This window comes from Campylobacter concisus, from assembly GCF_902460415.1.
In the GTDB taxonomy this organism is placed as follows: Bacteria; Campylobacterota; Campylobacteria; order Campylobacterales; family Campylobacteraceae; genus Campylobacter_A; species Campylobacter_A concisus_Y.
This window is the reverse complement of the sequence record NZ_CABPTY010000002.1, coordinates 272680-298851: the sequence shown is the minus strand read 5'-3', so window position 1 is coordinate 298851 and position 26172 is coordinate 272680. Positions and strand designations below refer to the sequence as shown.

The following is a 26172-nucleotide window of genomic DNA, read 5'->3' as shown; positions in this document are numbered from 1 at the left end:
TGCCTTATCTTATAAATTTATCGGCATTATTACTGTTGTTAATTCTTTTGAATTTACAACAAATGCTAGTGAGCTTTCATTAAATCCAAGCTCAAAATTTTCATCCTCTATGCTACTTAAAAAGTCAAGTAGATATCTATTTTTTATACCTATGAAAAATTCATCTCCAAGCTCTAAACCAGTTTGATAATCTATCATAGTTTTTGCTTCAGAGTTATCTTCTATAACACTTTCAAATGTTATATTATCTTTTGCAAAAGATATTTTCATTGTATCACTTAGCATTGAGATAGTTTTTATACCCTCTATCATCTTATCTCTACTTAATTGAAGTCTTTTTCTAACCTCTTTTGGTATTACACGCTCGTAATCTGGGAATTTACCATTTATAAGTTTTGTGAAAAATTCAAAATTTTGGCTTTGAGCGATTAAGATATTTTCATCATAGTAAATTTCTATCTTGTCAAAAAATAATTTTTGTATTTCATTGATAGCTTTTTTAGGGATTATAAGTGAAAATTCTTTTTCAGTTGGTGTTTGAAATCTAAATACACTAAGTCTTCTTGTATCAGTTCCGACGATATTTATAAAGTCTTTTTTAATATCAAGAAAAGCTCCGTTTAGTTCAAATTTTGGGTTATTACTATCAATACTTGGTAAAATTTTCTTTAAACTTCTTCCTAACATAACAGCATCAACATCAAATTTTGATTTACCCTCAATCGTTGGAAATTCTGGAAAATCTTCGAATTTATACATTGGAAGTTTATATTTTGAGTTTTTTTGTTTTATGTAAAGATAGTTATTTACAGTTTCTAACATCACTTCTTCGTCTTTTAGACTTTTTATAATGTCAAGTAGTTTTTTGCCATTTGCAGTTGCGTAACCTTCATCAACGATTTTTACATTACTTAGCTTATATGCTAGACCTATTTCATGATCAGTTGCTTTTATGTTTAAAACACCATCTTTTGCTGAGATATAAATGTGAGAAGTTATAGCACTAAGATCTCTTTTTTCAAGATATGGATTTGTATTTGTTACTATGCTTTCAAGCATATTTTTGTTTATTAAAACCTTCATTAAAAACTTCCTTCTATTTTTAAATTTAATTTTTTTGTTTTAGTAGGTGATGTTAAAAAGTGAAAAGTACTTTTAAACATCGAAATACAGCTATTTGAAATGTGAAAAATTATATTTTCTTTTTCACATTTATTCACAAATTTCATATTGTATTTTATCCTTTTGTCAAAATTTTATTTTTTAATTCAGTAACTTTTAGACTAAAAATTTCATTAGTTTGTATTAGCTCATTTATCTTTTTAATATTATGACTAACGGCACTGTGATCTTTCATACCAAAATAGTTTGCAATTTGTGGCATTGAGTTTGTTGTAAGCATCTTTGCAAGATATATGATGATTCGTCTTGCTTCTACGATATTTGTAACTCTTGATTTGCTTTTTATATCACTTTGTTTGATATTTAGTTCTTTACTAACTATTTCAACGATAGTATCGAAATTTATATTTTCACGTTTTTCTTTGATCAGATCTTTTAATATACTTTTTGCAAGATCAAGTGTAATCTCTTCTTTCATAAGAGTTTTAAATACGTTTAAATTTATGATAGCTCCCTCGATCTCACGGATATTATCCCCCATATTTGTAGCTATGTAGTTTATGACTTCTTTATTTAGATCGATTTTATCAAATTCACATTTTTTGATGATGATGGCTATCTTTGTATCAAGTTCGGGCGGCGTAATATCAGCCATAAAAGCCTTATCAAATCTTGAAATCATCCTATCCTCAAAGCCTTTTAGTGTCTTTGGAGGTCGATCAGAAGTCATAACTATTTGACCATTTTTTGCTAAAAGTTCATTATATGTGTTGAAAAATTCCTCTTGGATTTTATCAGTTTTACCAAGAAACTGTACATCATCTATTAGTAAAACATCACAGTTTCTATATTTTTCACGAAATTTTGGCATTGAGTGGTTATTTATATGACTGGTAAAATCTATCATAAATTGTTCGCTAGTTACGCAAATAACGGTTTTCCCTTTATTTAGGCAGTGATTTCCGACTGACTGGAGTAAATGTGTCTTGCCAAGTCCCGTTGTGCCATAGATAAAAAGTGGATTATAAAGTACACCAGGCTTTTCAGCGGCTGCTTTTGCGCTTAAAAATGCGTATTGATTTGACGCTCCACAGACAAAATTTTCAAATGTGTAGCTTGGATTTAAAATGCTACTTTGTGTTTTTATTTGCTTAACATTTATTTGATTTTGTTTTGATACCTTGCTACTTTTAGTAGATGAAATTTCTATATTTGGTTTTATGCCTGTTCTAACTTCATACAGATGAGCGATTTTATCAGCGTATCTTGTATTTATAAATTTAGCCATTAACTCATTTGGTGCAGTAAATACGATAATATGATCGTCTGAAGCCTTTTCGTTAAATTTTAATTGCTTGATATAACTTTGGTATTCTTCAGGTGAAATTTGTGTTGAAAGATTTTCTAAAATTTCGTCTGCTATCAAATTTTTATGCCTTAAATTTCGAGAATTTTTATAGTGATACTATCTTAATTTTAATAAAACCTTTGTTAAACTCTGACAAACTTTTTCACATCGTGAAAAAGTCGTGAAAAAGTATTGAAAAGATAGTTATGAAAATTTTAGGAATCGATCCAGGTACGAAGAATTGTGGTTATGCAATACTTGAAAAAAATAAATTTAAAACTACTCTTCTTGAAGCAGGACTCATAAAAATAAAACCAAACACACTTCAGTATCAGATTACCGAGCTTTGCGAGGGGCTTGATCTCATCTTTAAAAATCATAAATTTGACGAGGTCGCGATCGAAGATATATTTTTTGCCTACAACCCAAAAACGGTTTTAAAGCTCGCTCAATTTCGCGGAGCACTTAGCCTTAAAATTTTACAGCTTCATGGTGATTTTGCAGAGTATACGCCGCTTCAGGTGAAAAAAACTGTCACTGGCAAGGCTAAAGCTGACAAAGAGCAAGTCGCATTTATGGTGAAGAAAATTTTAGGTATAAACAAAGAGATAAAACCACTTGATATCACTGATGCGATCGCGATCGCGCTAACTCACGCAAATAATTTAAGAATAAGCTAAATTTTGATAGGAAAAAGATGGCAATAGTAAAAGCATTATTAATTGGCGAGGTAAAAAATTATGGCTCGCAAAGTGCGACTGATAAGCTAAATACACCTTGGAGCTCAGCTATTTTTAAAGTAGCTCAAAATGGTGAAATTTTTGCAAATGAGCTTGGCTTTGAGGGTGATAGCGTCGCTGATACGAAGCACCATGGAGGCCCAGAAAAAGCTATATTTGCAAATTCGTTTGCAAACTACGCTAAATGGGAGAAATTTTTAGGATTTAAAAATATGGCTTACGGAGCTATGGGTGAGAATTTATGCATTGATGGGCTTGATGAGAGTAGTGTCTGCGTGGGCGATATCCATAAGGTCGGCTCACTAGTCCTTCAAGTATCGCAGCCAAGAAAGCCTTGTTTTAAGCTCTCAAAAAGATGGGGCAATGAAAATATGGCTACTCATATCTTTGAAACTGGCTTAACTGGCTGGTACTACCGCGTCATCACTCCAGGATCGTGCAAAGTGGGCGACGTAATAGAAGTTATAGAAAAAGATCCAGTTCATATGAGCATTTTAGAAGTAAATAGACTTTTTTGTGCTCCAAGTAAAAATTTAAATTTACTAGAGAAATTTAACTCTCTTACTACTCTTCCAAAAAGTTGGTATAGTGACATGGAAAGACGTATTCAAGGTATTTATAGCACAGAATATATGAGAAATTTATAATATTAAGTAAAAGTTTTATTATTTTAATAACCACAAACATTCAAATATTACAAGGCTTATGTGAAATTTTGCATGAGCCTTTAAATTTTAAACATTTTTTACGCTAGAATTACCAAAAATTTAAAGGAGAAGATATGCCACTACTTGATAGTTTTTGTGTAGATCACGTAAAAATGCAAGCCCCAGGAGTAAGACTAGCAAAAAGTATGAAAACACCAAAGGGCGATGATATAAGTGTTTTTGACTTGAGATTTTGCAAGCCAAATGAAGAAATTTTGCCAGAAAAAGGTACCCATACATTAGAGCATTTGTTTGCTGGCTTTATGAGAAATCACCTAAATGGCAATGGCGTAGAGATCATCGACATCTCTCCGATGGGCTGTAGAACTGGCTTTTATATGAGTGTGATCGGCACACCTAGCGAAGAAGCTGTAAAAAAAGCATGGCTTGCTTCAATGAAAGATATCTTAGAGGTCAAAGATCAAGATAAGATCCCAGAGCTAAATAAATTTCAATGTGGCACCTACAAGATGCATTCACTTGATGAAGCTCACGCCATAGCAAACAAAATTTTAGCACAAGGTCTAGTCATAATAAATAACGATGAGATCAAGCTTGACGTTGATGCTATGGGACTAAAAAAGCACTGATTTGAAGCCAGCAAAACAAGAAAATCAAGCCTATTTAAAAGAGCAAATTTTAACCTATCTTGGTAACAAACGCTCGCTTTTAGGCTTTATAGATCTAGGCGTAAAATACGCAAAAGACGAGCTTAAAAAAGAAAAACTTAGCTGCTGCGACCTCTTTAGCGGAAGTGGCGTAGTGGCTAGGTTTTTAAAACAAAATAGCGAATTTCTAGTCGCAAACGACTTGGAGCTTTATAGCTTCATCACAAACTCATGCTACCTACAAAACGCCACAAACGAGCTAATAAATAAGATAAATTTCTGGCAAAAAAAGCTTGAAAAAGAGATAAAAAATAGCCTTTCTGAAGGCTTTATAACAAAACTTTATGCCCCAAAAGATGATGAAAATATCGCTTTTGGCGAGCGGGTCTTTTACACAAGAAAAAATGCTATATTCATCGACACTGCTAGAAGGCTCATAGATGAGCTAATGCCAGCTGAGATGAGAAAATTTTTCATAGCTCCACTACTTTATAATGCAAGCGTACATGCAAATACGAGTGGAATTTTTAAAGGTTTTCATAAAAATAAAGAGGGCATCGGTCAGTTTGGTGGCAGGGGGCAAAATGCCATCTCAAGGATCACTTCTGATATAAATTTGACTAAGCCAATTTTCTCAAATTTTAATGTGCCTTTTGAGGTCTATCAAAAGGATGCAAATTTGCTCGCAAAAGAGCTTGATGGGCTTGATCTAGTCTATCTTGATCCGCCCTATAACCAGCACCCATACGGCTCAAACTATTTCATGCTAAATCTCATCGCAAGCTATGAGGAGCCAAGCAATATTTCAAAAGTTTCAGGCATCGCAAAAGACTGGAATAGATCAGTCTTTAATAAAAAATCATCAGCAAGCGAGGCATTTTTTGAGCTGATATCAAATTTAAAAGCGAAATTTGTGCTTATCTCGTTTAACTCAGAAGGCTTTATCAACCAAGATGAATTTGATCAAAACCTAAATAAAATGGGCAAAGTTCATCTACTGCGCCAAAAATATAATGCCTACCGCGGTAGCAGAAATTTAAAAGCTAGAAACATCCACGTAGACGAGCTTCTTTACGTTTTGAAAAAGTAAATTTAGCGCTCATTTCATCACTTCTAAATCACAAACCGTACTAACTCAAATGTTAGTTTTGTTCATCTTCTGGCAAACATCTCTCAAATATAAATTTATGCTCATCAGGCAAGGCATCGTAGATGGCATTTGCTAAATTTCTGATCTCCCAAAGGGCTGATTTTGAGCTGCGAAGTGAGATAAAATTTTGTAAGCTTCTAGCGTTTATGCTCCATGTAAGCTCTGTTTTGTAGCACTCTGGCAGGCAGTATTTGACGATGTCTAGACTCTTTGTAGTTGTAGCTAGTATCTCGCGTAAATTTTCAAGCGCTTTTATGCTTGCATTATCGACTAATTCGTCATTTGTTAGTACGATAAATTTAGCCGCTCGCTCAAACTGCCCTACTTCAAATTTCTCCTCTTTTTTTAGCTCTTTTAGCGTGTAGCGAGTTGATTTGACGCTTAGACTTGCCAAGCGGTGACGAGCTAGTTCCTGAAGTAGCGCACGAGAGATACCTTGGATGTAGAAGTTATAATATAGGTGCTCTAAGGTCGAGGCATGCTTAAATTTATTGCCTACTCTATCTATTAGCTCAACATCTTTTTCGCCACCGTTGTCGCCTTTATCAAAGCTTTGCCAGCATGTGCGGATAGCGTGAGAGCAGATATTTAGTGGAGTGTGGTTTAGAAGTGTTACTTGCATTTTTTCTCTTTTGTAAAATTTTCTAGCATTTTACAAAAATAAGGCTGATTTTATTTGTAAATTTAAAGCATAAATTTCAAAGGGAGGCAAACGCTCCCTTTTGTAAAAGTCTTAGTTATTATTGTTTTAATTGAAGAAGTGTATTTAACATCTCATCGCTTGTTGTGATCGTTTTTGAGTTTGCTTGGAAACCTCTTTGGATAACAATAAGATCTGTTAGCGCACGGCTTAGATCGACGTTACTAGCTTCAAGTTTTGAAGCTGCGATCGTTCCCTTATCGCCTGTGCCAGCTGCACCGATGACTGCTTCACCTGAGTTTGCGGTTTGTGAAAAGACATTTCCACCCTCGCTTTGAAGACCCTCGTTATTTGTAAAGGTAGCAAGTGCTACTTTAGCTAGGCCAAAGCTTTGACCATTTGAAAATGAGCCTATTATTGTTCCAGTCTCATCTATTTTTATGCCGTTTAATGTGCCGCCTGTGTAGCCATCTTGCGAGATTGATTCAGTTGATGAGTCTTTATCAAAGCTTGTTAAGCCGTTAAAGTCAGTTCCAAGACCAAAATTTAAACTAATGTTTTGGCCACTTTGTGAGCCGTTGTTAGCTGAAAATGTTATCGTTGCTGGATGAAAACTTGCAAGTGAGCCATTTGCGTTAAATCTAGCTGTTCCAGTTATAACGTTATCCGGACCTTCGCCTGTGTAGTTTATCTTAGCTGGCTCTGGCACTTGTATAACCATGCTCCACTCAGTTCCACCATCTGTTGTAGTGCCTGTCTTTGTCCATTTGATACTAACTGTGTGTTTTGAGCCAAGTGAGTCAAAAATTTCTGCCGTTGAGCCGTGGCTTGACATCATCATCTTTCCACTTGCTCTTAGAGCTTGGCCTGGGCTTAATGCGCCATCAAGTGCTTTCATAATAGTTGTGAGCCTAACATTTTCATTTATAGCTGAATTATTTGTACCTTGAGCTGGCTTTGTAAGACCAGTTGTTGTCATATAAAGTGCATGATCTGCTACTTCGTTTGATGGATTTTCTAGTTGAAATTGACCTAGTTTATTTACAGTGATCTTTACACCATCATTTGTATCATCACCTGCAAGTGCTTGAAGTGCCGCGATACCAGCTGCGTGTTTTGCATCCGGAGTACCAGTTGTATTGTTATAAGCAGTATTATAAGCTGTTTGATATACGGTGCTAGTTATGGCTGCCCCGCCAGTTCCAGGCGTTCTTCTATGTGCCGCTATTGCTTGTTTTGCAGCATCAAGTGCGTCTGAATTTGCTCTTATTTGACCATCACCGTTGTAGTCAATGTAGTTCCTTGCATCTTTTTGCATAGCAGCACGAAGATCTTCTGTTGTAGTTACTTGCCTTTCTTTCGCATCATTATATTCGTGAACTGCTGTTGTTTGTGAGCTCGTATAGACATATTGATAAGCTGTGATAATATCTCGATTTTTTAAACCGCCATTTGCCACTCCCATTGCTGTCGTTGCTGCTACTAATTCATCACCAGTATTGACAGTTAAGTGAATATTTTTTGTCTCTTTTGTAGTACCTGAATTATTTCTATTTATAAGTGTTAGTTTATTACCTTCTGAAATTTCAGCTCTAACACCAGTTTTATTGTATTGAGCGTTAATAGCGGCTGCAACATCACTTATATTTGTTACATCTCCGGTTATATTTACACCATTTAATGTTATATTTAATTTTTTTGCAGTTCCATTAGTAAGTGAACCAACATTATTTGGTGATCCACTACCTATAGTAAATTTTTCAGTTTTAGCATTTGCGTAGCTTACCCAGATACCTTGTCCATCTCTTAAAGCAAGACCATTTCCAAGCTCATCAAATGTAACACCTAGATCTACGCCACGCTCTGTTAGGCTTTGTTCTTTTCTTGAGTTCGTATAAAACTGATCGTTATTTACATCATTCTCGTTGTGGACTTCGTTTGGATCTAAAATTCCGTCATTGTTATAGTCACGTCCACCAGCAACCGAATCTAGTGAATAAATAGGAGTGCTTCTTTGGTCGATGGTGTTGCCTGAGTCAAGGTTGCCTTTTATCTTTACTTCTGTTGTCGCTCTTGCTGGAGTAGTAAGGCCCTCTTTGATCACAATATTTTTTATCGGTCCAGTTGAGTCAATAGTGCCAGTCTCTTCATCTCTTGTCCAGCCTTGAACGATATAGCCACTATTGTTTACAAAATTTCCAGCTTTATCACGGACAAAGTCACCATTTCTTGTATAGTATCTTGTAGTTCCACCATCTGGAGATACGACGAAGAAACCATTTCCTTGAAGTGCAAGGTCTGTTTGCTTATCAGTAGATGTCAGTGTGCCTTGTGAGAAAATTCTTGTAGTTGAGTTTATAGTCGTTCCTAGACCTATTTGCATAGCATTTTGACCGCCTAGCTGACCTTGTGGAGCAGTAGCAACTCTTGGAGTTTGGCTTAGTATATCAGCAAAATTTGCACGGTTGTATTTATAACCATAAGTATTGACGTTTGCGATATTATTGCCTTCTACGTCCATGGCTATCTGGTGGGCTTGTAGGCCTGAAACACCAGACCAAAGTGATCTCATCATTGACTTATCCTTTTTGCATTTTAAATTTTTATATTTTTCAAAAGCAAAAGATGTTCCAAAAAATTTATATTGATAAAAAGTAGAAGAAATAAAAAGAAATTTGGCGTAATTAACGCCAAATTTTATCCAAGTATCATAGCTCCAACTATGCCACCGATGATAAGTGGGATATTGAAAAATACAAATGTAGGTACACAAGTATCATATATGTGGTTGTGCTCATTATCAGCATTTAGACCGCTTGTTGGCCCAAGTGTGCTATCGCTTGCAGGGCTTCCAGCATCTCCTAGAGCTGCAGCTATGCCAACTAACAAGATGATAGCTGGTACGCCAAAACCAAGGCTAACACATAGTGGCACGTAGATAGAGGCTAAGATCGGTATCGTACCAAAGCTAGTGCCTATACCCATTGTTACAAGTAGACCGATAAGAAGCATCAAAAATGCTCCACCTATCTTGCCGCCAGATACCAAGCTAGCGTATTTTACAAGCTCGTCTATGCCACCACTCTCTCTTAGGATAGTACCATAACCTGCAGCAACTAGCATGATAAAAGCGATAAATCCCATCATAGCAAGGCCGTTATCCATGATCTTATCTACTTTTTTGTATTCGATACCGCCAAAAACGACCATAACCAAAAGCCCAAGTAGTGCACCAAGAGGTAGCAGCTCAGTATAAATTTGCACACCAAAAGCCACAACTGCACCAGCTAAAACCGCCCACTCTTTTTTAGTCATCTCAAGGCTTTTTGCGCGCTCGATCTCATCAAGCTCTTCTTTTTCAAATTTTGAAGTTTTATAAGCTCTTTTTTTACCATAAAAAAGTATGGCAAGGATAAGTCCGATAAGCATAGAAGCGCCGCCTATCCACATAACAGAAGAGATATCAGAAATAGATGTGGTTATGCCGTTATTTGCTAGCTCTTTTTTTAAGATATTGTGAAAAAGCAGACCAAAGCCAACGCTAAGGCTTACATAAGGTGCTTGAAGACCAAATGTCAAAGCACAAGCTACTGCACGTCTATCTATCCCCATTTTGTTCATAATAGCAAGAAGCGGCGGGATCAAAATAGGTATAAAAGCTATGTGAACAGGGATTAAATTTTGAGATAAGCATGCTATAAATGCAATAGTTAGTATAAAAATCACTTTATTTGAGCTAAGGAATTTACTCAAAGCATTTATCAAGATAGCAGTTAAATTTGTATTTGCGATAGCGGCTGCTAAAGCACCAAGCAAAATATAACTAAGCGATGTTTCAAGATTGCCTTGCATACCGCTTATGAGGCTTTGTGTAGTCTCTTTTAGGGCTGTAAAGAGGCTATCGATCCCACCTGCAATGCCACTTTCAAATCCACTAAATCCATGCTTATACATTACTCCCGCAACAAGAGCAGAGATAAGGATAGAAAGCAAAATGTTAAAACGCAATAGACAAAGTATCGTCATTACCAAAATGCTAAAAACAACAGGGTTAAATATAAGCATGAGCGTCCTTTTTGTGAGTGTTGAGAGATTATACAAATGTGTGGCTTATTAAATTTTAAAAAGAGTGGCTTAAGTGGGCTTGTGTTAAGATTTTGAGTAAATTTTAAAAGGAAAAAACGATGGATTTAGAGAAAATTTATAAAGAGGCTGGGGCATATTTAGAGGGACATTTTTTACTAAGTAGTGGTAATCACTCGCAGTTTTATCTGCAAAGTGCAAAGGTACTTGAAGACCCAGCTTTGGCTGGAAAGCTAGCTGACGAGCTTGCCTGTGTGATAGAGAAATTTGGCATTAGATTTGATAGCGTTTGCTCGCCTGCACTTGGAGGAATTTTAGCTGGCTATGAGCTAGCTCGCGCAGCAAAGAAGCGTTTTATCTTTACAGAGCGAGTTGATAGAGTAATGAGCTTAAGGCGCGGCTTTGAAGTGAAAAAGGGCGAGAAATTTATAGTTTGTGAAGACATCATCACAACTGGCGGCTCAGCACTTGAGGCAGCGCATGTGATAGAGAGCCTTGGCGGTGAGGTAGTTGGCTTTGCAGCGCTTGCAAACCGTGGCTTTTGTAAGGTTACAAATTTAGACAATGAAGCTAAGCCAAATGCTAAACTGCCAAGCGATAAGCCGTTTTTTGCTTTAGGAAATTTTGAGTTTGAAATTTATGAGCCTGAGCATTGCCCACTTTGTAAAAATGGAAGTAAAGCGATCAAACCTGGAAGCAGAGGTAACTAAAATTTATACTATAAATATAGCTATCTTTCTTTTTTAAAATTGATCGATAGCTAAAATTTTTAGAAAATCCAAAATAGTACTTATAGAAGAATTTTAATCAAGACTTCAAATCACTTCAACAAAAATTTATAGTTTAATTTTTAAAAGTAATCTGTCTTTTATATTGGTATGAATTATTTTTTAGATAATCTTATTTTTTAAGCTACCAAGTGATAATATCTGCTCAAAAAGCGAGATGAAGCTATGCAAGAAAATGATATTTTAGATGTTTTATCAAATAAAAAAGTCCTTTGTCTTGAGGATGAAGAGGCGATTTTAAAAAATATTTGTGCTTCTTTGGAACTATTTTTTGCCGAGGTAAATGGCGTAACGGATGGCTATGATGCACTTGAGCTAGCGATGAGCGATACTTATGATGTTTTGGTGCTTGATATAAGCGTGCCAAATATCGATGGCCTAGAGATCGCTAAAAAAGTAAGAACTATAAATCAAAAAATTCCTATCGTGATCCTATCAAGTCACGTCGAGCAAGAGTATTTGTGGAGAGCAGTTGAACTAAAGATCACAAGGTATCTTGCAAAGCCATATGATAAAAAGTCATTTATAAAAGCCCTAGAAGACGTTGCTTTAGAGCTTGTTGGACGCAAGCCGACTCTTAGGCTAAATGATGAATTAGAATACGATTTTGGTAAAAAAGTACTTTATATAAATGGTGAAATTTCTCATCTGAGTAAGAGCGAAAGTAGGCTTTTAGAGTATTTTTTAAACAACAAAAATCAAACTATAACTTATGAACAAATTTTTGATTATATTTGGGAGTATGAGCAGCCAAGCAAAGAGGCGATAAAGACGATCGTAAAAGAGCTTAGAAGGAAGCTTGGCAAAGATGTGATTAAAAATTTATATGGTGTAGGTTATCTTTGTGAAATATAAATTTCAGCTAATCGTTAGTGTTTTTATCTTTGTTTATCTCTTAATATCCGCACTTGTTTTAAATTTTTATAATAATCTTGCAATGAAAGATGCCAAAAAAGAGGCGTATTATGTGCTTGAGAGTATAAATTCTGTAAGAGAGTACATCGCAGGCGTTCAGCGTCCGCTAATAGAGCAGCTAAAGCATGATGGCATTATAAAAGAGGATTTTTTTGACGAGAGATTGCTCTCATCTTCGTATATAAGCCGTGAAATTTATAATATCCAAAAGAAAAAATACAATCTTGACTTTGACTACAAACTAGTCGCCATGGCGCCTTTAAATAAAGCTCATGAACCAAATGAATTTGAAGCGCAGGTGTTAAGAGGCTTTAAAGAGAATAAATTTAGTGAGTTTTCAAAGATTATAAAAGATGAAAATGGCTCACAATTTTTTGTAGGACTTCCTATAAAAAGTCAAAATACATCTTGCTTAGCCTGTCACAATAGCGAAAGTGCTCCAAAACAGATGTTGGATCGCTATGAAATTTCAAATGGAAAAATTTCTGAAGCAAGTGAGATGATGGCAATGCTATCTTTTAAAATCCCACTACGTGCCATTTTTTCTTACCATTTAAAAGAGGTTGTCATCATAATGAGCGCGATAGCCTTTGTATTCGGGATATTTTTGCTACTCGTTTATAAGATGCATAGGCGTGGCGAAGAGAGCAAAAGACAGACTGAGCAGCTAATGATACATCAAAGTCGCCTAGCCTCAATGGGCGAGATGATAGGCAATATCTCACATCAGTGGAAGCAGCCTTTAGCTCAAATTAGCTCAGCTTTAATAAATTTAGAGCTCTATCAGGAGCGAAAAAAGCTTGATGAAGCAAAAATTTATGAGTTTATAGAAGAGACTAGCAAGCAGATAAATTTCATGTCTGAAACGGTTGATGATTTTAAAAACTTTTTTAAGCCAAATACTTTAAAAAGGGAGTTTAGCGTAGAGGAAGTAGTAAATCAGACTATAAAAATTCTAAACGCCTCACTTAAGAAATATCAAATTGAAATAGAGATCGATATAAGAGAAAATTTTACGATTTTTACAAATTTTAATGAAATAATCCAAATTTTAATAAATATTATAAATAACGCAAAAGATGCATTTAAACAAAGCTATGTAAAGCCAAGAGTAATAAAAATTTATACTTTCATAAAAGATAATCGTAAAAATTTATGCGTGCAAAATAATGCAGGAGCTATAAAGGCTTCGTTTTTAAAGGTTATCTTTGAGCCACACTTTAGCACAAAAGAGTCTGGCAGCGGGCTTGGTCTATATATGAGTCGGCTAATCGCTAGTAAAAATAACGCTCTAATCTTTGCTAGAAACGTAGATGAAAATAGTATTACATTTACAATTAGTTTCGAAAATTTATAATTTATTAAAATTCCCCCTTTTCTACCCTTTTTTGGTGTTAGTATTATCAGTATGAAATCATTTTGATTTTAGGATAAAAAATTTAAAGGAGGGCACATGAGAAATCTACAAAAAGCCTTAGCTGGTTTGCTCATGGGTGTTAGCATCTTCGCTTCACAAGCCTGTTGCGAAGAGCATAATATGCAGATGTCCGATAAAGCACGTGATGTTATCGCAAATCCTAAAGGCACACTGCAAAGTAGAGGTGTTATCTCCTTGCAAGACTACGTTGTAGAAGAGCAAGAGATGTATAACTGGTTATTTAAAAACCACCCTATTTTTACAAAGTATGGTGGTAAAACCGTCGGTAAAATGGTCGTTCACGACCGTGGCTTAGAGTGGCTTGCCGAGGGACATGGCTTTGATATGTCAAAGCTTAGTAAAAGAGATGGCGGTAAGGGCTATAGCTCTATGATGTATAGAATTCCAGCCACTTCATCACTTCAGTTTCCTAATAAATTTGTAGGACCAGAAAAGTGCGGTGAGTGTCACCCGGCTCAGTATGAAGTGTGGAGCAGATCTCGCCACGCAACTACTATGCGTTTCCCTGGCGAGCACCCAGAGGTTAATAACAACCTAACTGAGCCAGTATTTGACAAAGATACAGCTTCTATCCTTCCAAAAGGTATTACTCCAGATGTTATCTACGCAACCGTTGGTCACTTAAGAACCAAAATGGGCTACGTTGATGCGTGGTTACTTCGTGGCACTTACTACGTTGAGGGTGGTTTGCTAAGAGATGGTACAGGTCAGATCGTAGCTGGTGGTAACCAATGGCAAAGAACATGGGCGTTAAATTTAGACGACGCTACTGTTAAAAAGATAAAAGAGCTTGTCCCAGAATTTCCTGGCACTCTTGAAGAGTACGGCGATAATGGCGGATATGTTAGAGGTCTTGCTTCATACGCCGCAAAACATAAAAAATCAATGTTCTTCCAAGCAAACTCATCATATTGTGAAGTTTGTCACCCAGTTAAATTTGACTTTAAGTCAAAAGCAGAATTTTACGCAGCACTTGGTAATGCTAAAGAGCTTCAAAAACACACTATCTCAAAAGGCGTAAGCTGTGAGGAGTGCCACGGAGCTGGCGGTCACCTTGACGGGGCTACAAATTTTAGAACATCAAACTGCGAACGCTGCCACCAAAGATTTAACTTTAGCCCAGACTTAATGCGTGCTAACCCATTAAACAACGGCAAGCTTGATCTATCATTAAGCTCTAAATTTAAGTCAATGGGACCAGGATGTGGTTCTGAAGGTTCACAATCATACTTTACAGCTCACTACGACAAAGGTATGAGATGCGTAACTTGCCACGATCCACACGACAACACAGGTCCAGTTGTAGGCGATAAAAACGTAAAAGGTATGAACTATAATTCAGAGCAAGGCTATCTAAGCTCATTCTATACTAAACCAAAAATTAGAAAAGAGTGTAAAGATTGCCACGAGACTCAAGCATATATCGCATCTAAAGCAGATACTCACAAAGACAACACTTGTGCATCTTGCCACATGCCATTTATGATGAGTTGTGAGAATTTCTACGCTGTTCAGTTCCAAGACAACGCTGGCTTTGATACTCAAAGAAGATCTCACATCTGGAAGATTATGGTTGATCCAAAAGAGAAATCTCTAGTACCAGGCGATGCTGCTAAAGGTCCAAGAGATGCTAAAGATTGGCACTTTGAGAGAGACAAAAATGGTCACAACTACGTTGACTTGATGTGGGCGTGCGCTAGAACATCTTGGGCTGATAAGGATATGAAAGATACCAAAGGCTGCCACAGCCCAGTACTATCTGAGCTAAAACCAACACTTCACTTCAAAAACCAAAAACAAGTTTATGATGAAGTTATGGGATGGCAAACTCCAGTTAAGAATGAATTCTCTGAAGTTAAAATTGGTATTGAAGGACTTTACTCACTACTTGAGACTAAAAAACTTGATGCAAGTGATAAAGTAAGAGTTTATGAGCTTATCCAAAATGCTCAAGAGATCATCGATATGGTTGAAAAAGATGGTTCATGGGGTATGCACGGATTTAAATTTACTAAACAAAAACTCGATGCATCAAAAGAGTATATAAAAGAAGCTCAAAGAATTTTGAATAAAAATTTATAGCATTTAGGGGCTAGTTTTAGCCCCTTTAATCTTAAGGGTTTGATATGAAAAATAAGGTTTTAAAATTTACGCTACTTCTTAGTTTAAGTGCTTCTGGTTTGCTTGCAAATGTAGATTCAAATGAGTCTTATGCCATGGGAGCAACAAGTGGTGGATATGTTTTAAAAGGGTTACTTGAACAAAAACAAATAGGCATTAGCTACGATGCTGAAGCCGTTATCAAAGGTTTTAGTGATGCACTAAAAGGAGAGCTAAAACTAAGCGATGATGAGATAGCAAAGCTACTAAACAAAAGAGCTGAAAATTTAGACAAGATAGTAAAAGAAAAAGAAGCCGCCATACTTAAAGAGAATTTAAAGCAGGGCAAGGCTTTTATGGATAAAAATGCAAAAAATAAAAATGTAAAAACGACAAAATCAAAATTACAATATGAAATTTTAAAATCAAGCAAAAAAGGAGCAACTCCAAAACAAGAGAGTATCATCATAGCAAACTACAAAGCTAGTTTTATCGATGGTAAGGTCTTTGATGAGACAAAAGAGGCTCCAGCTCATCTTTCTATGCTAAATTTGATCCCAGGTCTTGAAGAGGGCTTAATGCTCATGAAAGAGGGCGATAAGTTTAAATTTGTTATCCCGCCAGAACTTGCATACGGCAATAGCGGCATGGAGGGTATACCTGGAGGCGAGACTATTGTTTTTGAGATAGAGCTTGTTAAGGTCTTAAAGCCAGGTGAGTTAGCCGAGGCTGCAAAGAAAATTCACGAAAAAGAACTAAATGAGGGCATTAAAAAGCCTCATTAAGATATAAAATGGAGTTAAAAATGCAAAATCAAAAAAATAGAAGAGCCTTTTTAAAAAGCATGGTAGTTGTGGCTGCTGGTGCTGGTGCGGCAAGTAGTGGTTTTGCTTTTAAGAGTGAAGAAAGTGTAAAAAAACCACACTTTGGTATGATATTTGACCAAAATAAATGTGTTGGCTGTACAGACTGCGAGATAGCTTGCAGAAAGGTAAATTTAGTCCCAAAAGGACAGATGAGACTTTTTATAGAAGATAAGACTAATCCTAAAAATTTACTCGATAAAAGATTTGTAAGAGTGTCTTGTCAGCAGTGCGTCGATGCGCCTTGTGTAGCTGTTTGTCCGACCAAGGCTTGTCATAAAGACGAAAAAACTGGCATACAAACTACAAATATAGATGATTGTATCGCCTGTAAATACTGCATCGTAGCCTGTCCATATGACGTGAGATATATCGATAAGGTTACGCACTCAGCTCAAAGCTGTAACTTTTGCATAGATACAAATTTAAAGGACGAAAAAGAGCCAGCTTGCGTAGAAGCTTGTAGATATGAGGCGATCGTCTTTGGTGATCTTAACGATGAAAATTCGCACATCAGTAAGCTACTAGCCGTAAAAGATAGCATAAGGCTAAGAGCAGAGCTTGGCACAAAACCAAGCCTTAGATATATTCCTAAAGTAAAAATGGGGGTGTAAGATGGATGGTGCATTAAATTTTACTGCAACATTTTCGCATGGAGTAGAGTGGGGCTGGCCGATCGCTGTTTATCTTTTGCTAGCTGGTATGAGTGGTGGAGCGCTAATCGCTGCCATACTCTTAAAACACTATAAAAAGCAAGAGAGCTTTAGTCCATTTTTTAAGGCTGCTTCGCTTTTAGCATTTGTTAGCATCATGCTTGGTATGGTTTGCTTGATAGCTGATCTTGAAAAGCCACTCTTGTTTTGGAAAATTTTGATTAATTATAATTTCACATCAGTTATGTCTATCGGTGTTGCTGGACTTTGCGTATTTATACCGCTTAGCTTTTTGATGTGCCTTTATGCATTTAATGATGAGATTTCAAATTTCTTAGCCAAAAGTTTAAAATCCTTTAGCACTCTTTTTGCGCTAATAATGAAAATTTTAATACCGCTTTATCCATTTTTAAGTCGTATTTGTCTTATTTTTGCTGTAATAATTTGTGCTTATACTGGATTTTTGATCTCAGTTTTGATTAGATTTCCACTCTTAAACACAGCTGTGCTTCCAGCTTTATTTATAGCTTCAGGGCTAAGTGCTGGCATAAGTGGCAGTAGCTTGGTCGCAGCAGCTTTATTTAAAGAAGATCCACATTCAAGTGACCTTCATTCGCTTCATAGCGTAGAATTTAGTGTTTTGGGAGCTGAAATTTTACTCATTTTAATGCTTTTTGTATCGCTTTTGCTTGGTTCAAGTTATCAGCAAAATGCAGCCGTTGCTTTTTATAGTGGCGTTTGGGCAAATTTCTTTTGGCTTGGTGTTGTGCTAGTTGGCTTTATTGTGCCTTTTGTTTTAAATTTCGCATTTGGCAAAAAAGTAGCTAGCCTAAAATTTAGCTTTTATATCAGTTCATTAGCGGCTGTTATCGGTGTTTTACTGCTTAGGGTGTTTATACTTTATGCGGGACAAACTTATAGCATTTAAAGTAGAGGCGAGCGATGAGAATTTTAAATATCTACCGCTTGTCTTTGATATTATTATTTATTCTTGCTTTTGGTGCAGGGCTTGCGACTTTTTTAGAAAATTTTTATGACACACAAACGGCCAGAGTGCTTGTCTATGAAGCGCTTTGGTACGAGTGTGTTATGTTTGCTTGCACTATTTGTTTAGCCATTAGTATTGTAAAAACCAAGATGTATAAAAAATTTAGCGCATTTTTGATACATCTTGCTTTTATCGTTATCTTCATCGGGGCTGCACTTACAAGGTATTTTGGCGAAGAGGGCGTTATGCATCTTAGAGCTCTGCAAAGCTCAAATATAATGCAAAGCGTTAAGCCTTATCTTAGAGTCGAAATGCTTGGGGAAAATTTTAGTTATCCATTAAAATTAAGCTTATTTGGTAAAAACGACTTTGAGTTTAAAAATTTTATAGACGGCAAGGAATTTATAATTAACTTGCTTGGATATAAAAAAGATGAGAAAAACGCTCCTGCTACGCTCAGTTTAGAAATAAGCTTTAACGGCGAAAAAAAGAGTGTTAAGCTAAAAGGCGGAGCTGGATATGAGCTGGAGCCTAGTGTGCTAAGTTTTGGTGGGCAAGAGGTGAAATTTTACTTTAGCTCAAAGGCTTTAAATTTACCATTTTTATTAAAGCTTGACGAGTTTATTTTAGAGCGATATGCGGGGCTAAATAGTCCATCATCTTATATAAGCAAAGTAAGTATCGCTGGCAACAAGTACGACATCTCGCTAAATAATCCACTAACGATTGATGGCTATAAAATTTTTCAGTCTTCATACGATCCTGACGAGCTTGGAAGCGCTTTTGAGATCAGCCGTGATCCTGGCAAAATCCCAACTTACATAGGATATTTTTTACTTTGTCTTGGCTTTGTGGCAAATTTATTTAGCAAAAAGAGCCGTTTTTTTAGGCTGCTAAATTTTATAAAAGGTTCGCAAATCGCATTTTTGGCGATTTTGCTTTTAAATGCTACTCCAAATTTTGCTAATGAAAATAATAAAAATTTAGACGCTCATGCAAGCAAATTTGCCAAAATTTTAACTCAAGCTGATAGCAGAATCGCTCCAGCTGGCTCTTACTCAATAGCTGTGATAAGTAAAATTTCAACCAAAACTACGCTATTTGGGCTTAGCAGCGAGGAGCTAATGCTCTCTTTTGCCATCTCGCCAAAAGAGTGGATGGACAAAAGGATAGTAAAGATCACAAGCGAGCGTGTGGGCGAGCTTCTGGAAGTTAATGAGAAATTTGCTAGTTTTAACGACATTTTTAACGAAAATGGCGAGTATAAGCTGGCTAAATTTGTAGAAGTTGCAAATGAAAAATCCGCCTCAAAAAGAGATAAATTTGACAACGACGTGATCAAATTTGATGAGAGATTAAATGTCTTATACCTTGCATTAAAGGGAGAAATTTTAAAATTTATCCCAGCTAAAAATGGTGATAAGCTCACGTGGCTAGGCGTAAATGAAGCCTTTGGCTCAAGTGAAATTTCAAGCGAGCTTAAAAGCATTTTGGGCGCTTATATAGAAAATTTAAGCCTTTGCGTAAAAAGTGGTGAGTGCAAAGAAGCTGATAGGAGCTTGGAGAAAATTTCAAGCTATCAAAGAAGCACTCTAGGCTCCCTTGCACCAAGCGAGGCAAAGGTGGAGCTTGAAGTGCTTTATAATCAAATGGAAATTTTTAAATTTCTTATATATTTTTACATGATCCTTGGGCTAGTTTCGCTCGCTCTTGGCTTTTATAGGTTATTTTCTGGAAAGAAATTTAGATTTGAGGGTGCATTAAGCCTTGCATTTTATTTTGGCTTTGCGGTACATTTGTTAAATTTAGCTCTTCGTGCTTATATCTCAGGGCATGCGCCTTGGAGTGATGCTTATGAGAGCTTAGTGTATATCTCGCTTGCAAGTGTACTAGCTGGAGTTTTATTTTTTAAACATCAAAGCTTTGCTCTTGGGGCCGCTTCACTTTTTGCAAGTGTGAGCTTACTTGTCGCTCATCTAAATTTTATAAATCCACAAATAACAAATCTAGTCCCAGTTTTAAAGTCATTTTGGCTTAGTGTGCATGTAAGTGTCATCACGGCAAGCTACGGCTTTTTGGGCTTTAGCTTTGTGCTCGGGCTTCTCGGGCTTCTTTTAATGGCTATAAAAAATCAAAAAAACGAGCAAAAGCTTAGTGAGCAGATAAGATACCTCGCCGCAACTAATGAGCTAAGCCTCATCATAGGACTTAGTTTGCTAACTATTGGAAATTTTCTTGGCGGCGTCTGGGCGAATGAGAGCTGGGGCAGATACTGGGGCTGGGATAGCAAAGAGAGCTGGTCGTACATTACGATAATTATTTATGCCATTGTGCTTCATTTAAGATTTATCCCAAGATTAAAAAATATTTTTATCTTTTTAGTAGCTAGCGTGCTCTCTTTTGGTTCAGTTATTTTTACCTATTTTGGTGTAAATTTCTATCTAAGTGGACTTCACTCATACGCAAATGGCGATGGATTTAGCATTTCAAATTTGCTTTATTTGCTTTTAATGCTCTTGGCTTTGCTAATCGTCTTTGCTTATAGAGGTAAGGATATAAAAGAGATTTAGGAGATATGATGAAAAAGAGTTTAGTTTTATTGTTTGCTTGTTTGGGACTATTAAATGCTGGCTATATCAAAGAGGCTTTAAGCGCAAAAGACGATCACAATAAGCTAGCACAAATTTATGAAGATGCTTGTGATAAAGAGAAAAAGGCATCAGGCTGCTACAATCTAGCTGTGCTTTACAGTAGGGGCGACGGTAACGTCAAAAAAGACGAAGCAAAGGCAGCGATGCTTTATGAAAAGGCTTGCGATCAAAATTTCTCTATGGCTTGCAGTAATCTTGGCTACGTCTATGAAAAAGGCAAAGGCGTAGAGAAAGACCTCGAAAAAGCAGTTAAATTTTACGAAGAGGCTTGTAAGGATAATGAGGGTTGCACGGAGCTTGGCTTGCTTTATGCAAATGGCACCGGCGTAACAAAGGATCTTAAAAAGGCAAAAGAGCTTTACGAAAAGGCTTGCAAGGCAGGTGATGGCATAGGATGTAGCAACCTTGGCTATCTATACGCGCAGGGCGAAGGTGTCGAGAAAGACTATGCAAAAGCCAAAGCAAACTACGAAATGGCTTGTGCAAACGAAGCTGGCATAGGATGCGATAATCTCGGTTTTTTATATGTCTATGCTCAAGGCGTTGATCAAAACCTTACAAAAGCCACAAAACTTTACGAGCAAGCGTGTGTATATGGATATGAAAAGGGCTGCAACAACTACGCCATCATGCTAGCTGAAGGCAAAGGCGTAAAAGAAGATGTAGAGAAAGCACGTGAAATTTTCACTAGAAGCTGCAAAAATGGCTTAAAAGAAGCGTGCGAGAATTTAGAAATTTTAGGAAAGCATTGATGCTTGATAAAGTTAGCCCAGTGGCATTTAAAGCTTATAAATATAAAAATAAAAAATACTAAAGGAGATAATTATGATTTTACGTTCTATCTTGGGTTCAGCACTGTTAGCTACCTTGATTTTTGGTGCCTCGGCAAATGAACAAGCCGTCAAAATGAAACCGATGTTTCAAAGCGTGGATCCTAGCAAGGCTACACTAGTGGGAAGTGGCGAGGGTAAGGAGTACTGTGCTGTTTGTGGAATGAATTTGGTTAAATTTTATAAGACCAATCACGTATATAACGGCAAGCAAGTAGCATCACTCCACTGCCTATACGAGCTAACAGAAGGCAAGATCCCAAGCGATGCGCAGGTTGTCGATACTAAAAATCTAAATTTAATCGATGTAAATAAAGCCTTTTATGTCGTTGGCAGTAGTGTTAAGGGTACAATGACTAGAAATAGCAAATACGCCTTCTCAACAGAAGCTGATGCGAAAGAATTTCAAGCAGAAAATGGCGGCGAAATAATGAACTTTGCTAAAGCTTACGAGGTCGCTGGACAAGACTTCGCAGGCGATAATAAGATGATCAAAGCTAAGCGTGAGGACGGCGTTTATGCACATGGTAAAGAATTTTATGAAGCAAACTGCGAAAAAACAGATCCAAAAAGCTTTAAAGCTATCTCTGAGCTAAAAGCTCATCTTAAACAAGTATGTGACTCAAAAGAGGCTAACAAAGCCCCAGAGTATGATAAACACCTACAAGCTGCCGCTTTGTATCTATGGGACGCTCCAGCAAATTTAGGTACTAGCAACCAAGCTTCAAAAGCTAAACAAGAAATAAAAAAACCTGAGAGAATAGTCGTACCAAAGGGCGCAAGATGTGCGGTATGTGGCATGCTTGTCAAAAATTCTCCATGGGCGACACTCATCAAATCAGATGGCAAGGATTATTATTTTGATGGCGTAAAAGATATGGCACAATTTTATTTTACGGACGGTAAAATGAAAGATGCTTATGTGAGCGATTATTACACTCTAGAAAAGCTTGATGCAAAAGATGCATTTTATGTTCATGGCTCAAATGTTTATGGACCAATGGGCGATGAGTTTATCCCATTTAAAGATGAAGCAAAGGCAGAGAGCTTTTTAAAAGATCATGCTGGCAAAGGTGTCATAAGATTTGACGAGATAAAGAATTTTATCGGTAAATAGTGTGAAATTTCTAGTTTTTTTGGCGTTATTTTTTGGACTCTCTTATACGCTTTTAGCGGCGCACTATTTTGGCTTTGATCATAAAGCAAAGCAAAATGAGCTAAGAGAAATTTCTAAGATAACAAGAGCAAATGCTGCTTTTAGTTTTAACCAAAAGGGGCAAAAAGGCTTTGTCTATGATAGGTAAAAATTTTATAAACTATGCTGTGGTTCTGCTTTTTAAAGATAGGAAGGATCACCTTTTTAGCTTTTGCCTCTTTGCACTCATTATCTTTGTGCTAAGCTCGGTGCTTTTCATCTCTGGATCGATTCAGCATGATCTTATAAATTTAGTAAAAGATAGATCAAGTATCGTAGTGAGCGCATTTCGCGCTGGTAAAAATGATCTCATGCACCCTGGCTATATCTACGATATCTCAAAGATCGATGGCGTAAGTGATGTAAGGGGCGTAGTTGATGGAGAGTACTACTTCGTTCAAAAGCGTGTTTGGTTTCATCTATATGAAGATGATAGCTTAAAAGAGGATGAGATGATCGTCGGAGAAGGTGTAAAAGCGGCGATGAATGAGCTTTACTACGACGAGAGCTTTAATTTTCTAACTGAAGAGCGCATGATACCAGTAAAGATATTAAAGACTATGCCGGCACAAAGTGGTTTAATCTCAAATAACGCTATATTTTTGCATCCAAATACGCTAAGGGCTATTTTGAATTTAAAAGATGAAGAGTATACAAAGCTCTACGTTGAGGTGCCAAATACTGATGAGATCAGTGAAGTAGCTTTAAAGATAGAGAATTTATACCCAAATTCTTTCGCTCTTAGTATAGAAGATGAGGTGGCTAAGGTTAGGCACCTTTACTATTATAAGGGTGGAATTTTTATGAGCATTTATGTTAGCGTTATGCTTATATTCTTTGTCTTGCTTAAAAACCAAATTTCACTCGCCTATGGTAGCAAAAAGCGTGAAATAGCTATTTTAAGAAGTATTGGTTTTTGTATAAAAGATATTATATTTTTAAAATTTATACAAAATTTCATCGTGAGCGTTAGTGCTTTTTTACTAGGTGTTATGCTGGCTTATCTCTTTGTTTTTGTATTAAACGCTCCACTTCTAAAAGGGATATTTTTAGGTGATGAGCTTTTAAATTTTACAAATTTCACGCCTATTTTAGAGTTTGATAAGCTCTTTTTGATCTTTGTTTTTGGCGTGATACCATTTTTAGCGTTTGTACTCATACCTTCATGGAGAGTAGCAAGTAGTGACATAAATGAGGGGCTAAAATGATAAATATAAGAGGTGTTAGCCTAGTTTATAACCAAAACAAACAAAATGAGTTTTGTGCTTTAAAAAATATAAATTTAGATATTAATGACGGCGAGCTAGTGATACTAAAAGGCATTAGTGGAAGCGGTAAAAGCACCCTACTTTCTCTTATCGCCCTACTTCAAAAGCCAACTAGTGGAGAAATTTTGATAGATGGCACTAACATCGCAAAACTGCCTGATGCCTTTTGCTCTGAGCTTAGACACAAAAGGCTTGGACTTATCTTTCAAAATTTTAACCTCATCGAGGGACTAAGTGTCTATGAAAATTTACTAGCTCCATTTGCTCTAACAAATTTCAAGGCAAATGTGCGAGATGAGATGATAAAAAAGGCTCTAAGTCTCGCAAATATCGCTCATAAAAAAGATGAGAACGTATCAAATTTAAGTGGTGGCGAGCGTCAAAGATGTGCGGTAGCTAGGGCTTTGTCTATGGATGCTAACATCATCTTGGCTGATGAGCCAACGGCAAATTTAGACAGACAAAACGCACGTGCATTTTTAGGCTTGCTAGAGTCTTTTAAAGCTCTAAAAAAGAGTGTTATTGTCGCTACTCACGATAGCATTTTTGATGAGCTAAGTGCAACAGATAGGGTTGTCAGCTTGCAAAACGGAGAGATAGTATGAGTGTCTTTTTATCAAACGCCGTTATTGCCTTTTTGTTAGCGGAGTTTGTGCTTTTAGTTTTGATGAGTATTTCGCTCTTTTACGTCGTTAAGATCGTGAGGTCGTGGGACTACAACGCACTAACATCGCTTCAATACTCACTTGAAAAGCAAAACTATCTTGTAAATACGATTTTGCTTTTTTGCGTCTGTATCAAGATCGTATTGTTTATATTTTTTGCACTTTGCCTAAATGAACTCTCTGACATCGTACCTGGTGCTATGTGCTCGGCTGGCGTGATTGGCTCAAATAAATTTGGTGGTATATTGATGCTCACTAAAATTTTGCTGATCTTTGGGCTTGGCATTTGGCTGGTTATAAATAAGCTTGACTTGCAGGCTCTAAATTTCCCTTATTTAAAGAAAAAATACGCCATTTTCATCTGCCTTTTTGTCATGATACTACTTGAGCTTGGTATAGAAATTTCGTTTTTTTACAATATCCCACTAAAAGTGCCGGTCTTTTGCTGTTCTGTCACTTTTCAAGCTCCAAAGCTACCATTTGGTTATACAAATTTTAGCTTAGTAAGCGTCTTTTTTGTGCTATTTTTTGTCATTTTGGTACTAAATTTTTTAAAGCAAAGCATGGCAAGCTTTGTGGCAAATTTATTGTTTTTGGTGCTTAGTTACTATGCCATCACCTACTTTTTTGGCCTTTATGTTTACGAGCAGCCGAACCATAAATGCCCATACTGCATGCTAAAAAGTGACTATTTTTATATTGGCTACCTCATCTGGGGCAGTTTGTTTCTTGGTGTATTTTACGGTCTTATGCCGTACCTTGTTGAGATCATTACAAAGACAAACTACTCACACAAGCTTAAATTTTCATCGATCTGGTTAGGTGTTTGCGTGTTGATATGCTCACTTTATGTCCTGAAATATTATTTGTTAAGAGGATTTTTATTTTGATAAAGCAAATTTTTTCTTTGTGTTTGTTAGCTCTAGTTTTAGCCGTACTTGCCTATAATGCCGACATAAGTGATGATAAAATTTTAGTTTTAAATAATGGCAAATCAGAGCCGATCGAGCAACTTACGCCAAATAAATTTATATGTTATGAGAGTAGGACGCTTATCGCTGATAACAACGACACAGCCCAGGTAATCATGCCAAATGGCGACATCTACTTTTTTAACGACATCACAAATTCTTTCATCTGGTATATGGGGCAAAAGAGCAAAGATAAGATCAAACTATATGTCTATTCAAGAGATACGAATCGCTACATCCTAGCGCAAAATGCGTGGTACTCAAGGGTCGATATAACTCCCATGGGATACGGCATAGGAGCGTACGAGTTTCACACATATGGCATAAACGACAACTACTTTAAAGAGGTCTTGCTCTACGCAGCACGCGGTGAGACGTTACTAAATCCATATATAAACATCCTACTTTCAGAAAATAAGATATAAATTTATTAGAGCTCACTGGGTTGT

At 36.5% G+C, this 26172-nt stretch carries 24 protein-coding genes; 19 read left to right on the top strand and 5 right to left on the bottom strand.

Annotation, left to right across the window (positions count from 1 at the left end):
- Positions 1-9: 9 nt before the first annotated feature.
- Positions 10-1083 (bottom strand): DNA polymerase III subunit beta, encoded by a 1074-nt coding sequence (gene dnaN / locus FZ940_RS05615; RefSeq protein ID WP_148821879.1) that lies wholly within the window; start codon positions 1081-1083, stop codon positions 10-12.
- Between the two features lie 154 nt (positions 1084-1237).
- Complete coding sequence (gene dnaA / locus FZ940_RS05610) at positions 1238-2548, bottom strand: chromosomal replication initiator protein DnaA (protein WP_054195855.1); 1311 nt, start codon at positions 2546-2548, stop codon at positions 1238-1240.
- Between the two features lie 122 nt (positions 2549-2670).
- On the opposite strand from dnaA, the gene ruvC reads away from it, so the two are divergent.
- The 4 genes from ruvC (at position 2671) to FZ940_RS05590 (ending at position 5615) form a co-directional block, all read left to right on the top strand.
- Entirely contained in the window at positions 2671-3150 is a 480-nt protein-coding gene (gene ruvC / locus FZ940_RS05605; protein WP_178140253.1) for a crossover junction endodeoxyribonuclease RuvC, read from the top strand.
- A 17-nt stretch (positions 3151-3167) separates the two neighbouring features.
- The gene (locus FZ940_RS05600) at positions 3168-3857 is read left to right on the top strand and encodes an MOSC domain-containing protein (RefSeq protein WP_148821878.1); all 690 of its coding nucleotides are present in this window, start codon (positions 3168-3170) and stop codon (positions 3855-3857) included.
- Positions 3858-3991: 134 nt separating this feature from the next.
- A complete protein-coding gene (gene luxS, locus FZ940_RS05595; RefSeq protein WP_148821877.1) occupies positions 3992-4507 on the top strand; it encodes an S-ribosylhomocysteine lyase in 516 nt (171 codons plus the stop codon).
- Between the two features lies 1 nt (position 4508).
- Positions 4509-5615, top strand: a complete 1107-nt coding sequence (locus FZ940_RS05590) for a DNA adenine methylase (RefSeq protein WP_148821876.1) — start codon at positions 4509-4511, stop codon at positions 5613-5615.
- A 52-nt stretch (positions 5616-5667) separates the two neighbouring features.
- On the opposite strand, the gene thyX is transcribed toward FZ940_RS05590, so the two are convergent.
- The 3 genes from thyX to FZ940_RS05575 all read right to left on the bottom strand — a co-directional run bounded on the left by thyX (position 5668) and on the right by FZ940_RS05575 (position 10380).
- Positions 5668-6297, bottom strand: coding sequence for an FAD-dependent thymidylate synthase (gene thyX / locus FZ940_RS05585; protein ID WP_148821875.1), 630 nt, complete (start codon positions 6295-6297; stop codon positions 5668-5670).
- A gap of 118 nt (positions 6298-6415) precedes the next feature.
- Positions 6416-8890, bottom strand: coding sequence for a flagellar hook protein FlgE (flgE, locus tag FZ940_RS05580; RefSeq protein ID WP_148821874.1), 2475 nt, complete (start codon positions 8888-8890; stop codon positions 6416-6418).
- A 122-nt stretch (positions 8891-9012) separates the two neighbouring features.
- A complete protein-coding gene (locus FZ940_RS05575; protein WP_148821873.1) occupies positions 9013-10380 on the bottom strand; it encodes a Na+/H+ antiporter NhaC family protein in 1368 nt (455 codons plus the stop codon).
- 119 nt (positions 10381-10499) lie between these two features.
- Here FZ940_RS05575 and pyrE point away from each other — a divergent pair, with 119 nt between their 5' ends.
- The 15 genes from pyrE (at position 10500) to FZ940_RS05500 (ending at position 26148) form a co-directional block, all read left to right on the top strand.
- Positions 10500-11108, top strand: a complete 609-nt coding sequence (gene pyrE / locus FZ940_RS05570) for an orotate phosphoribosyltransferase (protein ID WP_148821872.1) — start codon at positions 10500-10502, stop codon at positions 11106-11108.
- A 243-nt stretch (positions 11109-11351) separates the two neighbouring features.
- Entirely contained in the window at positions 11352-12041 is a 690-nt protein-coding gene (locus FZ940_RS05565) for a response regulator transcription factor (RefSeq protein WP_148821871.1), read from the top strand.
- On the top strand, positions 12031-13458 hold the full coding sequence (locus FZ940_RS05560; RefSeq protein WP_148821870.1) for a c-type heme family protein: 1428 nt from the start codon (positions 12031-12033) through the stop codon (positions 13456-13458). The genes FZ940_RS05565 and FZ940_RS05560 overlap by 11 nt, the downstream gene beginning before the upstream one ends.
- A 96-nt stretch (positions 13459-13554) precedes the next feature.
- Positions 13555-15621, top strand: a complete 2067-nt coding sequence (locus FZ940_RS05555) for a cytochrome C (protein WP_148821869.1) — start codon at positions 13555-13557, stop codon at positions 15619-15621.
- A 44-nt stretch (positions 15622-15665) separates the two neighbouring features.
- On the top strand, positions 15666-16424 hold the full coding sequence (locus FZ940_RS05550) for an FKBP-type peptidyl-prolyl cis-trans isomerase (protein ID WP_021090397.1): 759 nt from the start codon (positions 15666-15668) through the stop codon (positions 16422-16424).
- Positions 16425-16444: 20 nt separating this feature from the next.
- Entirely contained in the window at positions 16445-17116 is a 672-nt protein-coding gene (locus FZ940_RS05545) for a 4Fe-4S dicluster domain-containing protein (RefSeq protein WP_107785617.1), read from the top strand.
- A 1-nt stretch (position 17117) separates the two neighbouring features.
- Positions 17118-18083: an NrfD/PsrC family molybdoenzyme membrane anchor subunit gene (gene nrfD / locus FZ940_RS05540; protein ID WP_087584878.1), complete on the top strand. Its 966-nt coding sequence runs from the start codon at positions 17118-17120 to the stop codon at positions 18081-18083.
- A 14-nt stretch (positions 18084-18097) separates the two neighbouring features.
- Entirely contained in the window at positions 18098-20713 is a 2616-nt protein-coding gene (locus FZ940_RS05535; RefSeq protein ID WP_148821868.1) for a cytochrome c biogenesis protein, read from the top strand.
- A gap of 8 nt (positions 20714-20721) precedes the next feature.
- Positions 20722-21546 carry an SEL1-like repeat protein gene (locus FZ940_RS05530; RefSeq protein ID WP_148821867.1) on the top strand — a complete coding sequence of 275 codons (825 nt, stop codon included), beginning with the start codon at positions 20722-20724 and terminating at the stop codon, positions 21544-21546.
- Between the two features lie 73 nt (positions 21547-21619).
- Complete coding sequence (locus FZ940_RS05525) at positions 21620-22741, top strand: nitrous oxide reductase accessory protein NosL (RefSeq protein WP_148821866.1); 1122 nt, start codon at positions 21620-21622, stop codon at positions 22739-22741.
- A gap of 1 nt (position 22742) precedes the next feature.
- Positions 22743-22928 carry a hypothetical protein gene (locus FZ940_RS05520; protein ID WP_148821864.1) on the top strand — a complete coding sequence of 62 codons (186 nt, stop codon included), beginning with the start codon at positions 22743-22745 and terminating at the stop codon, positions 22926-22928.
- Positions 22918-24027, top strand: a complete 1110-nt coding sequence (locus tag FZ940_RS05515) for an ABC transporter permease (RefSeq protein ID WP_084041971.1) — start codon at positions 22918-22920, stop codon at positions 24025-24027. Before FZ940_RS05520 ends, FZ940_RS05515 begins: the two co-directional genes overlap by 11 nt.
- Positions 24024-24692 (top strand): ABC transporter ATP-binding protein, encoded by a 669-nt coding sequence (locus tag FZ940_RS05510; RefSeq protein ID WP_103559504.1) that lies wholly within the window; start codon positions 24024-24026, stop codon positions 24690-24692. The genes FZ940_RS05515 and FZ940_RS05510 overlap by 4 nt, the downstream gene beginning before the upstream one ends.
- Complete coding sequence (locus tag FZ940_RS05505; RefSeq protein WP_148821863.1) at positions 24689-25642, top strand: hypothetical protein; 954 nt, start codon at positions 24689-24691, stop codon at positions 25640-25642. The genes FZ940_RS05510 and FZ940_RS05505 overlap by 4 nt, the downstream gene beginning before the upstream one ends.
- On the top strand, positions 25639-26148 hold the full coding sequence (locus tag FZ940_RS05500; protein ID WP_148821861.1) for a hypothetical protein: 510 nt from the start codon (positions 25639-25641) through the stop codon (positions 26146-26148). Before FZ940_RS05505 ends, FZ940_RS05500 begins: the two co-directional genes overlap by 4 nt.
- Positions 26149-26172 lie beyond the last annotated feature (24 nt).